We start from the raw sequence: 13823 nt of genomic DNA, 5'->3' as shown, positions 1-13823 counted from the left end.
AATGACTGAGAACAAGAACGACAGCATCGTCGAGCGAGTGAAGGAGAACCCCGGCCCCGCCGCCCGCTGGGGTGCCGTCATGGCGTTCCTGCTCCTGCTCGAGTTCGGCGCCATCTGGGGCGGCATCATGTCCATCCCGTGGGACGTGCCGGTCAAGGGTCTCGCAGACGTCCTGCCGGCGGCAATCGGCGGCGTCGTCACGGGCATCGGCAGCGTGTTCGCCGACGTCGGGAACGCGTTCGCCGAAGTGCCGACGCTGCTCGAGCGACAGTGGATTCCGAACCGGGGCTACCACGTGCCGGGCGAGGGCTGGCAGGGGACGTTCCTCGGCCTCGAGCCCGCGTACGCGTGGCTGATTCGGCTCACGCTCGTCTACGTCTACGCGGCAGTGACGGCGTACTGGGCGTGGCGCGGCTACATGACGTTCCGGCGGCACTACCGGTACGCGGACTGGACGCCCGCCGACGACATGATCGACCGGTTCCGCAGCCACAACTGGGGCCGCTTCGGACTGATCATCGTCGCCGCATTCCTCGTCATGGCGCTGTTCGCGCCGGCGGTGAGCCCGACGACGGAGTCCCAGAACATGACCAATCCGTACGACACGGAGAACAGCATGGTCAAATACTACAACGAGAACGCCGGCGAGGTGCAGGAAGTGACCGCCGGGAGCGCGAACCTCGCGTCGAAATCCCGGGGTGACCGGCAGAACTTCGGCCTGTGGACGTACGACAAGTACGACCGATTCCATCCGTTCGGGACACTGACGACGGGGAAAGACCTGTTCACGTTCATGGCGTTCGGCGGACGCATCTCGCTGTTCATCGGGCTGTTCGCGTCCGCACTGGCCGGCGGCATCGCGCTGTCGCTGGCGCTACTGACATCGTACTACAAGGGGCTGGTAGACCTCGCGACCGTGTTGACCAGCGACGCGTTCTCCGCGATGCCCCGGCTGCTGGTGCTCATCATGTTGGTTACAGTACTACAGGAACACTGGATCTCAGACATCTACAGTGGCGCGTTCCTCCTCGCGTTCCTCTTCGGCATATGGGGGTGGATGGGGCTGTGGCGCGCCATCCGTGGACCCTCGTTCCAGATCGTCGAGAACGAGTGGGTGACCGCCGCGAAAGGCTTCGGTGACCGGCCGTGGAGCATCGTGAAGAAACACGTGGCGCCGTACGTCATCGGCTACCTGCTCATCTACCTCTCGATGAGCCTCGGTGGCTACATCATCGGCGCCGCCGGCCTGTCGTACCTCGGGCTCGGCGTCACCGCGCCGACCCCCGAACTCGGCCGCGCCATCGCGGGCGGACAGGACCTCATCACGACGAAGTCCTGGCACATCTCCGTGCTGCCGGGCGTGATGATCACGCTGCTCGTCCTCGGGTTCAACGCGCTCGGGGACGGCATCCGTGACGCGATCGACCCGCAGAGCAGCAGCGGCGACTCGTCCGGTGAGGCCGCTGCCGCAGGGGGTGGTGCGTGATGAGCGACAGCGCGTACGCACCCGAGGGTCGCGCCGAGGAAGAGCCGCTGCTGTCGGTCGACAACCTCCAGACGGCGTTCTTCACCGACAAGGAGACGATTCGCGCCGTCGACGGCGTGAGCTTCGACATCCGGGCCGGCGAGTCCGTCGGTATCGTCGGCGAGTCCGGCTCCGGGAAGTCCGTGACGGCGCGGTCCATCATGGGTCTCATCGACTCGCCGGGCCGCGTGGTCGGCGGGTCCATCCAGTACAAGGGCCAGGAGCTCGTCGGTAACTCCGAGAAGGAGTGGCAGCGGATGCGCGGCGGCGAAATCGCGATGGTGTTCCAGGACCCCCTGTCGTCGCTGAACCCCGTCTACACAGTCGGGAACCAGATCAAGGAGTCGCTGCGGCTCCACCAGGGGATGCGTGGCCGGGAGGCCACCGAGAAAGCCATCCAGCTGCTGGAAGACGTCGGGATTCCCGACGCGCCCCGCCGCATCAAGGAGTACCCACACCAGTTCTCGGGCGGGATGCGCCAGCGCGCCGTCATCGCGGTTGCGCTGGCCTGCGACCCCGACCTCCTGATCTGTGACGAGCCGACGACGGCACTCGACGTCACGATTCAGGCCCAGATTCTGGACCTGCTGCACGAGCTGAAAGACGAACACGACCTCGGCATCATGTTCATCACGCACGACATGGGCGTCATCGCCGAGGTGTCCGACCGCGTGAACGTGATGTACGCGGGCGAGGTCGTGGAGTCGGCGCCGGTCGAGGAGCTGTTCAACAACCCCAAGCACCCCTACACGCAGGGGCTGCTGGAGTCCATCCCGAGCCGGAACGAGCGCGGGTCGGCGCTGACGACTATCGAGGGCGAGGTGCCCACGCCGAACGAGCCGGCGACGTACTGCCGGTTCGCGCCGCGGTGCCCGAAGGCGTTCGACGACTGCGAACAGGTGCATCCGGTGCCCGTCGAGGTCGACGACGAGACGGACGACCACGAGGCGGCGTGCCTGCTGTACCCCGACGACGTCGGGCAGACCGAGGCCGTGGAACTACACCAGTCGCGTGAGGACGCGACCGAACAGGAGGTGACCGAATGACGTCACTGTACCAGGAGCGACGCGAAGACGAGGCGATGGGGGCACAGTCCGGCGAGCGGCTCGTCGAGGTCGACGGCCTGAAGACGTACTACGGCGAGGAGGGCGGCCTGCTCGGCGGGAAGCCCGTGAAGGCGGTCGACGGCGTGACGTTCGACGTCCACCGCGGGGAGACTCTCGGGCTCGTCGGCGAGTCCGGCTGCGGGAAGTCGACGCTCGGCCGGACGCTGATGCAACTGGAGACCGCGACGGCTGGCTCCGTCGAGTACGACGGCACGGACATCACGACGCTCTCCGGAAAGAAGCTCAAGGAGTGGCGCCAGAACGTCCAGATGGTGTTCCAGGACCCCGACTCCAGCCTGAACACGCGGATGACCGTCGGGGAGCTCGTCATGGAGCCCCTGAACGTCCACAGCTGGAAGACGCCACAGAAGCGCCGCGAGCGCGTCCGCGAGCTGCTGGACGTCGTCGGGCTGTCCGAGGAGCACTACTACCGGTACCCGTTCCAGTTCTCCGGCGGCCAGAAGCAGCGCATCGGTATCGCTCGCGCGCTCGCGCTGGAGCCGGACTTCCTGGTGCTGGACGAGCCGGTGTCGGCGCTGGACGTCTCCGTGCAGGCGAAGATCCTGAACCTCCTGGACGACCTCCAGGACGAGTTCGGGCTGACGTACCTGCTGATCGCCCACGACCTCTCCGTGGTCGAGCACATCTGTGACCGGGTGGCCGTGATGTACCTCGGGAACATCATGGAGATCGGGCCGGTCGACGCGATCTTCGACGAGCCCGCGAACCCGTACACGAACTCGCTGCTGTCGGCGATTCCCGAACCCAAGCCGAACGCGGAGAAGAGCCGCATCACGCTGCGCGGGACGCCGCCGAGCCCGCGGGACCCGCCGTCGGGCTGCGTGTTCAGCACGCGGTGCCCGTACAAGATTCGGCCCGACGCCTACGAGAACCTCGACGACGACGTCTGGGAGGGCATCGAGGTGTTCCGCGAGGTGCTCCGGGAGCGCGGCGACGTGACGAAGTCCGTCCGCGATCGGCTCCGGGGGCTGCTCGGCATGGAGACGACTGGCATGGACGTCGAGGAGGTCGTCGCGGACACCTTCGACCAGCTGGACGTACCCAGCGACGTCCAGCAGTACATCGACGAGGCAGTCGAGCACGTCGAGCGCGACGACCTGGTCTCCGCACAGGAAGTGCTCCACGAGGAGTTCGGGAGCGTCTGCGAGAACGAGGAGCCCGAGCAGCTCGCAGTCGGTGACACGGGCCGCGTGAGCCGGTGTCACCGCCACCGAGAGGAGTACATGGGCACGCAAACGTACCAGGACGTCCACGACTTCTCGTAAGCGATGTCTGCGCCCTCCAGCGATTCGGGACAGTCCGGTGTGGCCGACGTCGACCCCGACCGGGTCGCGCAGCTGTTCGACCTCGTGTCGTACGTGGTCGTGCTCGTGGCCGTGTTCGTGGCAATTTCGGCGCTGGCGGCGCTAGCAGTCGGTAGTGCGGTCGCGCCGGGCGTGAAGTTCGGGCTGTTCGCGTTCGGGTGGCTGACGCTGTTCGCCGGGACGATGATGCTGCGGCCGACGGCCGCGTGGAAAGACGACGACGACAGCGGCCTGCTGGCGTTCGGTGAGACGGCGGCCGACGACCCGGAGACGAAGTTCCAGCACCTCGTCCAGCGGGTACCGCCGGCCCGGTTCCGGCCGCTGCCGCCGTCGGGGCGGCTGCCGACGGGCGCTCGCGTGTTCCTCGGCGCGCTGGTGACGCTGCTGGTGTCGCTGGCTATGGAGCAGCTGTTCGGCATCGGGCCGTAGCTGGCCGACGCCGAGTCCGAGTCGGCCGGGCCCAGTTCGCGGTACGTTTTCACGGGAGTGCTCTCCGAATCGGTAGCGCCGCGTACTCGGCGACACGCACGGTACAGCTGTCACGAAAGGATACTTGAGTGTGACTCGCTAACCCAGCGGTATGGTTGAAGCACCCGGTCACGCCGAGGACGACCCGGACGTGTCCGACGACGCCGTCACCGAGACGGCGGCCGCAGTCGAGGAGCACGAGCGACGCGCAGCAGAGCTCAAGGACACCGCCGGCGAGCTGAAGGCCGCCTGGGAGGACACCATCGCGGACATGCGCGCCATCGCCGAGGAGTGGCGCGAGGAGGGCTACGAGGTCACTGACATCGTCGCGGTCGACGCCGGTCCTATCGGCCGGGACTCGAACGACGAGGACGGCGAGTACGGCATGGAGTTCGTCATCCCGGACGACGACGCCGACGAGTTCGTCGAGGCGTTCGAGGCCGGCGAGTACGGCCAGTACGACGTCTACCGCGGCGAGGTACAGGCGGACGCGTTCATCGTCGAGGAGCTCGTCGACCACGAGGTCGAGCGCGTCATCCTGCTGGCGGGCGCGTACCACCTCCGGGACACCAAGATGGCGGCGTGGGCGGCCCGCGAGGAGGGCGAGACGTTCACGTTCGTGCGGACGCTGGACAAGACGCGGCTGGGGACGTTCCGCCACGAGGGCTACGAGAAGTTCTTCCCGCGCGCCGACGACCTGCCCGAGGACCCGATGGACTTCGAGCTGGTGTAGACGGCCCTGAGTCGGTGTCACGCGGTGTCGTAGCCTACAAATGGGTGGGGAGACTACGACGGCTACATGAACGTCGCTGACGCGATGACACCCCGGGCTGACGTCGTGACGGTCGAACTGCCGGGGACGCGGGACGACATCCTCGAGTACCTCCAGGAGCGGGCATTCTCCTCCGTGCCCGTCGTGAAGTCCGACGAGGACGGCGAGCAGTACCGCGGACTCATCTCGCGGGACGACCTCATCGAGCGCCCCGAGGAGGACCAGCTGGCGATTCTGATGCGGGACGTCCCGACCACCAGCAAGGATACGACCATCCCCGAGGTCGCGGCGCTGATGGTGGAGTCGGGGACGCGGCGGGTGCCGGTCGTCGACGACGGCCACCTCGAGGGCATCGTGACGGTGACAGACGTGGTGCGAGCCATCGCCGACGGGCAGGCCAACGGCGACACGGAGGTCGGCGGGCTCGCGCGACGTGACGTGAACACCACCTACGAGGGGACGCCGCTGACGGTCGCCGAGCGCCAGATTTCGTACGCGAAGGTGCCGTACTCGGTCGTGCTCGGCGACAGCGGCGACATGGTCGGCGTGCTGACCGAGGTCGACGTAATCGAGGTGGCGCGGGTCGTCGAGGGCGAGGACAACACCGGCGACTCGATGGCGGCCGACGACGACGACTGGAAGTGGGAGTCCATCAAGGCCGTCGGCAGCCGGTACCTGCCGACGCGGAACGTCCAGATTCCCGCGGAGCCGGTCCGGGAGTTCATGACCGACGACGTCGTGACTGTGACCGGGAAGCGGACGGCCCGCGACGCCGCACAGACGATGCTGAACAAGGACATCGAGCAGATTCCGCTGGTGTCCGGCGACGAGCTCGCCGGCATCGTGCGGGACGTCGACTTGCTGTCCGCACTCGTCGACGGCCACAGCGATGAGTGAGGAGCTGAGCGAGCTCGCGCGCCGCCGCGGGTTCTTCTTCCAGGCGAACGAGGCCTACGGCGGCGTCGCGGGCTTCTACACGTACGGCCCGGAGGGCGCGGCGCTGAAACGGAACGTCGAGGACGCGTGGCGCGACCGCTTCGTCACCCGCGAGGGCAACATGGAGATCGACTCGCCGACGGTGACGCCGGAGCCCGTGTTCCGGGCGTCGGGCCACCTCGACGACTTCGACGACATGCTCGTGGAGTGCCCGGACTGCGGGGAGAGCCACCGCGCCGACCACGTCGTCGAGGACAACACGGACGTGGAGGACGCGGAGTCCGTGCCGACCGACGAGGTCGAGGCGCTCATCGCCGAGCACGACCTCGTCTGTCCGGAGTGTGGCGTGTCGCTGGTCGGCCAGCCCGTGGAGGGCTTCAACCTGATGTTCGAGACGACCATCGGGCCGGGCGACGGCGACCCGGGCTACCTGCGGCCGGAGACGGCCCAGGGGATGTTCACGGAGTTCCCGCGGCTCAAGGAGTACGCCCGCAACCAGCTGCCGTTCGGCGTCGCGCAGATCGGCGCCGGCTACCGCAACGAGATCTCGCCGCGCAACGCTCTGCTGCGGACGCGGGAGTTCACGATGGCGGAGCTTGAGTTCTTCGTGGACCCCGAGGACGACGGCCCGAACCTCGACCGGGTGGCCGACGTAGAGTTGCCGCTGTACCCCGTCGAGGCACAGCAGGCGGACGGCGAGGAGTACCTGCGACTGACGCCACAGGAGGCCCTCGCGGAGGGCGTCGTGGCGGGCGAGTGGGTGGCGTACTTCCTCGCGCGGTCGAAGCAGTGGTTCGAGCGCGTCGGCGTGGACATGGACCGGTTCCGGTTCCGCCAGCACCTGCCCGGCGAGCTCGCACACTACGCTTCGGACTGCTGGGACGCCGAGGGCGAGGTCGGCGGCGACTGGGTGGAGCTGGAGGGCGTGGCGTCGCGGACGAACTACGACCTCACGAAGCACGACGAGCACGCCGACGACAGCTTCACCGTGTTCCAGGCGTACGACGAGCCGAAGACCGTCGAGCGCGCGACCGTCGACCCCGAGATGTCGTACCTCGGGCCCGAGTTCGGCGGTGACGCCGGCGAGGTGGCGGACGCGCTCGCCGACCTCGCCGCCCGCGACCGGTCGGCGTTCGACGGCGAGGAGGTGACCGTCGAGGTCGACGGCACCGAGTACACCGTCCCGACCGAGCAGACCGGCTTCGAGGTCGCCGAGGAGACCGAGTCCGGCCGCCACATCGTCCCGCACGTCGTGGAGCCGGCGTTCGGCGTCGGCCGCGCCGTCTACACGGCGCTGGCCCACTCCTACGAGACCGACGAGGTCGACGGCGAGAGCCGGGACGTGTTGCGGCTGCCCGCGGAGGTCGCGCCGACGACCGTCGGCGTGTTCCCGCTGATGGACAAGGACGGGCTCGGCGAGCGCGCCCGCGAGCTCGCCGCCGACCTCCGGGAGGCCGGCCTGTCGGTGACGTACGACGACTCCGGGAACATCGGCCGGCGGTACCGCCGGCAGGACGAGGTCGGCACGCCGTACTGCGTCACTGTCGACTACGAGGCCCTCGAGGAGGGCGCGGTGACAGTGCGGGACCGCGACACCACCGAGCAGACCCGGGTCCCCGTCGAGGACCTGCCGACCGTCCTGACGCGGCTCCGGGACGGCGACGCCAGCTTCGAGGAGCTGTGAGCGAGCTCAGCCGCCGGCTCGTGCACGCCAGCGGCGCGCTCGTCCCCGGTGCGTTCCTCGCGAGCGTCGTCGGGTGGCCGGTCGTGCAGGCGGTGTTCGTCGTCGGCGCCGGCGTCGCCGTCGTCCTCGAGGCCCTGCGGCTGTCGGGGCGCGTGAGCTGGTGGATTTACGACGCGCTGACGCGCGAGTACGAACAGGACAACCCCGCTGGGTACGCGCTGTACATGCTCGCAGCGGCGGCGACGGTGCTCGTGTTCGCGCCGCCCATCGCGGTGCCGGCGCTGTTGATGCTGTCGCTGGGCGACCCGGTCAGCGGCCTGCTGTCCTCGGGCGGCACCGGGCTGAAGGCGGGCTGGGTGCTGCTGGCGACGTTCGGCGTCTGTCTCGCCATCGCGAGCCTGCTGGCGGTGCCGCTGCCGGCAGCAGTGGCGGGCGCGCTGGCCGCGACGCTCGCCGACGGCACGACGCCCGTGGTTCGGGGGTACGTCCTCGACGACAACGCGACGATCCCACTCGGGTCGGCGGCCGCGATGTGGCTGGTGCTCGCGGTCTGAGTGTCGGCTGTCGGTCGCCGTGTCGACTGCCGCCGGCCCGCCGTGGCGTCAGTCGGCGGGGCGGCCGGCAGTCCGCTCTCGAACGAGGACGCGGCGGTCGCTGTGGACCGTGACCTCGCAACCAGCCCAGGTGAACGTGACGTGCCCCTCGACACCGGGTCGCGTCTGGCATAGCGACCGCAGTACGCCGGGTTCGACCACGGTGTACAGCGGATCCAGAGAGTCGTTCTCGGCGCCGGTGGCCTCCGAGACGGCAGCCACGACGGAGGCACAGACGTCGCCTTCTGGCGCGCGTCGCTCGACGGCCGCTCCTGGATGCTTTGCCATGCCACTTTCAAGCAGGGACTGGTCACCAGATACCCGTTGTCGCTAGATGCATTACTGCCGCCGCCCGGCTGCGTTTATACACCTAAACGATGCGTCTCAGCCGTCCTCGAGGAGCTCCGCGAACAGCGTCCGCTGGACCGCACGGAGGTGGCGGTTGACCGTGGGTTGAGTGACGCCCATGGAGTCGGCGACGTCCTCACCGGTCTGTTCGCGAGGCCACTCGAAGTAGCCGCCGAAGTACGCCGCCTCCAGAATCTCGAGCTGGCGCTCCGAGAGCTCGTCCTCGAACCGACTGGGGAAGTCGCGGGTCGCCGTCGGCGAGCGGTTGCGGTCGCGGCGCGCGAGCAGTTCCGTCTCCGGGTACTGTTCCGTGAGCACGTCCAGGAGCTTGCGGACCGAGCGCTCGCGGGGTAACTGGACGGTAAACCGTGCGGCGTCGTCCCGAGCCGTCAGTTCCGTGGGGGAGGCCCCGTGGTCGAGCAGCGTCGCGACCAGACTCTCGTCCACGAGGACGCACTCGTAGCGCGCGTGGTCCGCGCCCTCGGCGACGAGCTCGGCCGACTCGACGTCCCGGGCTCGCTTCGCCACCTCGTCGACCGCCTCGGGCGACATCCCCCGGACGGTCAGGAACAGGCGCGCTGCACTGTCCCCGTCGGACGTGACGCCGTCCATCGACAGCTCGCAGTCGGTGCGCTCGGCGAGCGAGACTGCGAGACTCCCCCCGTGGCGCACACGGACGTCCAGTTCCGTGACCGCGTCGTCGACGAGCGCCCGCTTCTGTTCGACCGCCGAGAGCACGTACGCGACCAGGTCCGTGACCTCGTCGAGGACCTCCGTCACCTCCTCGTCGAACGTCCCGGGGGCGTCGCTGTACACCGAGAGGGCGCCGTACCGATACTCGTCGTAGGCCAGCGGGAGGCTGACGACCGACTGGAACCCGCGGCGGAGTGCGTGTTTCTGCCAGTGAGCCAGCGCCGGGCCGTCGCGGATGGTCGCCTCGCGCTGGACGGTCGTGGTCTGGGCGGCCCGCCCGGTGGGCTCGCGGTCGACCCAGTCGGCCGGGACCGAGACGGCGTCGAGGTAGCCCCGTTCGTCGCCAGCGGAGTAGGCTGGCGTGAGCGTCCCGGCCGCGGCGTCGAACGTCCCGACCCACGCGAAGGTGGCGTCGCCGACGTCGACGAGCGCCTCGCAGGTCGACGCAAGCACCTCGTCCGTCGTGGTGGCGTCGACGACCGCGCGACTGATGCGGCGGAACGCGGCGGTGATGCGGCGCAGCCGGTCCGCGCGCTCCGTCCGCGTCGACAGCTTCGCGCGGTGTTCGTCCAGTTCCGTCTCGGCGGCGCGCCGCGCCAGTGCGGTCCGGGCGGTCGCCGCGAGCGCGTCGAGGAACGTCCGTTCGGCGTCCGAGAGCCCGGGAGCGCCGTCCTCGGTCGCGACCAGCAGGACGGTCTCCGGCCCGACCGGGTGGGCGACGCCGGCCGAGAGCGTGGCGTCCGCGACCCCGGTCGGCGCGCCGGCGGAGAACTCCCGGGGTTCGTCGTCCTCGAAGGCGGTCCACGCGACGTCGGCCAGTGCCCGGGCGGGGTCCGCGTGCGCCACTGCGGTCGTCGTCCGGGAGACGGCGGGTTCGAGGTTGCCGGCGTCGAACGTCCAGACGGCGACGTACGCAGCCGACAGGACGTCGGCCGCCGCGTCGACGAGGAGCTGGCGGGCCGCCGGGCGGTCGGCGTCGACGAGCTGTCTCGATGCGTTCGCCAGCGCCACCAGCGGCGGCGCGGTGTCGCCGGGGGCGGTGGCGAGGCCCTCGCGGTCGAACGCCGCCTGCAGCTTCCGGTCGATGGTCGCCTCGGTCGGGACTGGCGCGTCCGGCCCCCGGTAGTACTCGTTGTGGCACTCGGTGCCCGCCCGGAGAATCTGGGGGTGGGTGCGAAGCACTTCGTCGAGGAACGACGGCGAGAACCGGTCGCGGTGGTACTGGCAGAGAATGACCCAGGGGTAGTCGGGTGCGATGTCGTTCAGGTGGTCCTCGAACGCCGCGGCGGCCGCCGCGTCGAGGTCGTGGTCGCGCAGCCACGACATCTCCCCGGTGGAGCGGACGCGGTCGTAGCCGTCTGCGAGCGCGTCCTCGACGGCGGCCTGGAGGATGTCCAGGAGCTCGGCGGCCGTGACGTCGCGGCCCTCGGGGAAGACCTCGTGGCTGTCGTAGACGGCGAGGTCCCCGGCCGCAAGCGCGGTCTCGACGTCGATGCCGCCGTCTTCGAGCGCGTCGAGCACCTCCCGGCGCGTGTTCTGGCTGGCGACGTACACGCACTTGTCGCCCGCTTCGAGGCCTGCCTGGAGGTACGGGACGACCGTCTCGAACTGCTCGCGGCGGCTGCTGTAGACGTGGGTGAAGTGGTCGTGGCCGGGGCTGCGCTCGAGGTCAGTCATGTGGGAGTGTGCCGACGGTCGGCCGCTCGCACCAGTGGCGGGGTGGGGGCGCGCGAGCCGGCCGACCGAACGGTGTTGTTTGGTACATAGTAGCACAATGCTAAATATCACACCATTTCGTGTGTAACTATACGTGTTGGAAGTAGGAGGGGTCTGGCCGCGTCTCCACTTCCACCGCGGTACGCGAACGCTTAACCGCGAGAGCGACGTATCCGGCGGTGAATGCCGGAGGAGACGGGCTACGTCGACCACCCGATGCTCACAGATGGCGTCATCGAGGCGCGCCAGTACCAGCTGCAGCTGGCGGCGTCAGCACGGCAGGGCCACACGCTCGTCTGCCTGCCGACGGGCCTCGGGAAGACGACGGTGAGCCTGCTGGTGACCGCGTACCGCCTCGACGAGGACCTCGCCGGGAAGTCCCTGCTGCTGGCGCCGACGAAGCCGCTGGTCGAACAGCACGCCGCCTTCTACCGGGAGGCGCTGACAGTGCCCGACGACGAGGTGGTCGTGTTCACGGGCGAGACGCGGCCCGACGACCGCGAGGACGCCTGGAACGACGCCCGCGTCGTGGTCGCCACCCCGCAGGTCGTGGAGAACGACCTCGTCGGCGGTCGCATCAGCCTGCGGGACGTCGTCCACTGCACGTTCGACGAGTGCCACCGGGCGACCGGCGACTACGCGTACACGTACATCGCTGAGCGCTACCACGCCGACGCCGCCGACCCGCTGGTGACGGCGATGTCCGCCTCTCCGGGCGGCAACGAGGAGGAGATTCGGACGGTCTGCGAGAACCTCGGCGTCGGGAACGTCGAGGTGATGACCGAGGACGACGCGGACGTCGGCGAGCACACGTACGACACGGACGTCCAGTGGGAGCGCATCACGCTCCCCGACGAGATTCTGGAGATACGGGACGCCATCAACGAGGTCATCGAGGACCGCCTGGAGCAGCTCCGGGACCTCGGCGTGACGAAGGCGTCCAGCCCGGACATCAGCCAGAAGGACCTGAACAAGATCCGCGCGCGCCTCCAGCAGCTCATCGACAACGACGACAGCGACGGCTACCAGGGCATGAGCGTCCACGCCGAGGTGATGAAGCTCAAGCGCGCCGTCGAGCTCGTCGAGACGCAGAGCGTGGAATCGGTGCGGCGGTACTTCGAGCGCCAGCGGAACGCCGCGAACTCCGCGAGCGCGTCGAAGGCCAGCCAGCGGCTCGTGAGCGAGGCGAAGGTCAAGCAGGCGATGCGGACCGCTGACGACTTCGACGGCCTCCACCCGAAGTTCCGGAAGGCCCGGATGCTGCTGGCGGAGACGCTGGGCATCGAGGGCGGCGACCGCGTCATCGTGTTCACCGAGTCCAGAGACACCGCCGAGGCGCTGACCGACTTCCTCGGCGAGCACTTCGACACCCGGCGGTTCGTCGGGCAGGGCGACGCCGACGGCTCGGACGGCATGACCCAGACCGAACAGCGCGAGACGCTGGAGGACTTCCGGAGCGGCGAATTCGAGGTGCTGGTGTCGACGAGCGTCGCCGAGGAGGGACTCGACGTCCCGGAGGTGGACCTCGTGTTGTTCTTCGAGCCCGTCCCCACCGCCATCCGGTCGGTCCAGCGGAAGGGCCGGACCGGCCGCCAGACGGAGGGCCGGGTCGTCGTGTTGATGGCCGAGGACACCCGCGACGAGGCGTACTTCTGGATCTCGCGGCGCCGCGAACAGGAGATGACCGAGGAGCTCCAGAAGCTGAAGGGGCTCGCCGACGAGCTGGAGACCGAGCTCGGCGGCGGCGACCAGCAGGCCCTCGACGAGTTCGCCGACGAGGACGGCGAGGCGTCGACAGCCCAGTCCCCCGACGGCGACGTGGAGCAGCCGACCGCCGCGAACGGGAGCGGCGAGGAGAGTACGGCCAGCGCCGACGACGGGCAGGTCGGCCTGGACGACTTCGACGCGCCGGACCCCGAGGACGTGGCGGGAAGCACCGAGGACGGCGACGACGACGGTGTGGCGGCGCGCGCGAGCAGCGACCCGGACGACGAGGATGCAGTCGAGGTGGTCGTCGACCAGCGCGAGCTGGACTCGAACATCGCCCGCGAGCTCTCGAAGCGCGACGGCGTCGAGACCCGTCTGGAGACGCTTGCCGTCGGGGACTACGTGCTCTCGGACCGCGTGGCCGTCGAGCGGAAGTCCCACGGCGACTTCATGGACACCCTGCTGGGCGGCGACCGCTCCATCTTCGAGCAGGCCAGAGACCTCACACGCCACTACACGCGGCCCGTCCTGTTGCTGGAGGGCGACGGCGACCTCTACGCCGAGCGGAACGTCCACCCGAACGCGATTCGGGCGGCGCTGGCGTCGCTTGCGGTCGACTGGGGCGTCAGCGTCGTCCACACCAGAAGCGAGGACGACACCGCCGAGATGGTCGAGACCATCGCCGAGCGCGAGCAGACGGTCAGCGACCGCGAGGTGAGTGCGCACGGCGAGAAGGCCGCGAAGACCCTCGGTGAACAGCAGGAGTACGTCGTCTCCTCGATTGCGGACATCGGGCCGGTGACGGCGCGCTCGTTACTCGAGGCGTTCGGGAGCGTCGAGGCGGTGATGACCGCCAGCGAGGACGACCTCACCGACGCGGACGGCGTCGGCGGCGTCACCGCCGAACGCATCCGGGAGGTCGTCGGGACGGCCTACCAGCCCGACTGAGG

At 69.3% G+C, this 13823-nt stretch carries 11 protein-coding genes; 9 read left to right on the top strand and 2 right to left on the bottom strand.

Annotated features, from left to right (window positions below; genetic code table 11):
* The first annotated feature begins 1 nt into the window (after position 1).
* From LT971_RS00870 to LT971_RS00835, 8 genes are all read left to right on the top strand, one after another.
* Entirely contained in the window at positions 2-1486 is a 1485-nt protein-coding gene (locus tag LT971_RS00870) for an ABC transporter permease (protein WP_442908488.1), read from the top strand.
* Complete coding sequence (locus LT971_RS00865) at positions 1486-2571, top strand: ABC transporter ATP-binding protein (protein WP_237004960.1); 1086 nt, start codon at positions 1486-1488, stop codon at positions 2569-2571. Before LT971_RS00870 ends, LT971_RS00865 begins: the two co-directional genes overlap by 1 nt.
* Positions 2568-3917 (top strand): ABC transporter ATP-binding protein, encoded by a 1350-nt coding sequence (locus tag LT971_RS00860; RefSeq protein ID WP_237004959.1) that lies wholly within the window; start codon positions 2568-2570, stop codon positions 3915-3917. The genes LT971_RS00865 and LT971_RS00860 overlap by 4 nt, the downstream gene beginning before the upstream one ends.
* A 39-nt stretch (positions 3918-3956) precedes the next feature.
* A complete protein-coding gene (locus tag LT971_RS00855; protein ID WP_237004958.1) occupies positions 3957-4385 on the top strand; it encodes a DUF7555 family protein in 429 nt (142 codons plus the stop codon).
* Positions 4386-4536: 151 nt separating this feature from the next.
* Positions 4537-5157 carry a DUF7529 family protein gene (locus LT971_RS00850; protein ID WP_237004957.1) on the top strand — a complete coding sequence of 207 codons (621 nt, stop codon included), beginning with the start codon at positions 4537-4539 and terminating at the stop codon, positions 5155-5157.
* Between the two features lie 66 nt (positions 5158-5223).
* Entirely contained in the window at positions 5224-6093 is an 870-nt protein-coding gene (locus tag LT971_RS00845; RefSeq protein WP_237004956.1) for a CBS domain-containing protein, read from the top strand.
* Positions 6086-7816: a glycine--tRNA ligase gene (gene glyS, locus LT971_RS00840; protein WP_237004955.1), complete on the top strand. Its 1731-nt coding sequence runs from the start codon at positions 6086-6088 to the stop codon at positions 7814-7816. The genes LT971_RS00845 and glyS overlap by 8 nt, the downstream gene beginning before the upstream one ends.
* Positions 7813-8370, top strand: coding sequence for a dolichol kinase (locus LT971_RS00835; RefSeq protein WP_237004954.1), 558 nt, complete (start codon positions 7813-7815; stop codon positions 8368-8370). The genes glyS and LT971_RS00835 overlap by 4 nt, the downstream gene beginning before the upstream one ends.
* 48 nt (positions 8371-8418) lie before the next feature.
* Here the strand turns inward: LT971_RS00835 and LT971_RS00830 are convergent, their stop codons facing one another.
* Together LT971_RS00830 and LT971_RS00825 are read right to left on the bottom strand one after the other, a co-directional pair.
* Positions 8419-8697 (bottom strand): HalOD1 output domain-containing protein, encoded by a 279-nt coding sequence (locus tag LT971_RS00830; protein ID WP_237004953.1) that lies wholly within the window; start codon positions 8695-8697, stop codon positions 8419-8421.
* 96 nt (positions 8698-8793) lie between these two features.
* Positions 8794-11127 (bottom strand): MEDS domain-containing protein, encoded by a 2334-nt coding sequence (locus tag LT971_RS00825; protein WP_237004952.1) that lies wholly within the window; start codon positions 11125-11127, stop codon positions 8794-8796.
* Between the two features lie 222 nt (positions 11128-11349).
* Here LT971_RS00825 and LT971_RS00820 point away from each other — a divergent pair, with 222 nt between their 5' ends.
* Positions 11350-13821, top strand: a complete 2472-nt coding sequence (locus LT971_RS00820) for a DEAD/DEAH box helicase (RefSeq protein ID WP_237004951.1) — start codon at positions 11350-11352, stop codon at positions 13819-13821.
* Positions 13822-13823 lie beyond the last annotated feature (2 nt).

The sequence above is a fragment of the Halobacterium rubrum genome (assembly GCF_021729015.1).
GTDB lineage: Archaea > Halobacteriota > Halobacteria > Halobacteriales > Halobacteriaceae > Halobacterium > Halobacterium rubrum.
The sequence above is the reverse complement of the archived record's forward strand: the minus strand, read 5'-3'. Positions and strand labels throughout refer to the sequence as shown.

Bases quoted from the DNA above. Each gene is read 5' to 3' on its own strand.
- LT971_RS00870 (WP_442908488.1), top strand. From the start codon at position 2: ATGACTGAGAACAAGAACGACAGCATCGTCGAGCGAGTGAAGGAGAAC.
- glyS (WP_237004955.1), top strand. From the start codon at position 6,086: ATGAGTGAGGAGCTGAGCGAGCTCGCGCGCCGCCGCGGGTTCTTCTTC.
- LT971_RS00845 (WP_237004956.1), top strand. From the start codon at position 5,224: ATGAACGTCGCTGACGCGATGACACCCCGGGCTGACGTCGTGACGGTC.
- LT971_RS00850 (WP_237004957.1), top strand. From the start codon at position 4,537: ATGGTTGAAGCACCCGGTCACGCCGAGGACGACCCGGACGTGTCCGAC.
- LT971_RS00820 (WP_237004951.1), top strand. From the start codon at position 11,350: ATGCCGGAGGAGACGGGCTACGTCGACCACCCGATGCTCACAGATGGC.
- LT971_RS00825 (WP_237004952.1), bottom strand. From the start codon at position 11,127: ATGACTGACCTCGAGCGCAGCCCCGGCCACGACCACTTCACCCACGTC.
- LT971_RS00865 (WP_237004960.1), top strand. From the start codon at position 1,486: ATGAGCGACAGCGCGTACGCACCCGAGGGTCGCGCCGAGGAAGAGCCG.
- LT971_RS00860 (WP_237004959.1), top strand. From the start codon at position 2,568: ATGACGTCACTGTACCAGGAGCGACGCGAAGACGAGGCGATGGGGGCA.
- LT971_RS00830 (WP_237004953.1), bottom strand. From the start codon at position 8,697: ATGGCAAAGCATCCAGGAGCGGCCGTCGAGCGACGCGCGCCAGAAGGC.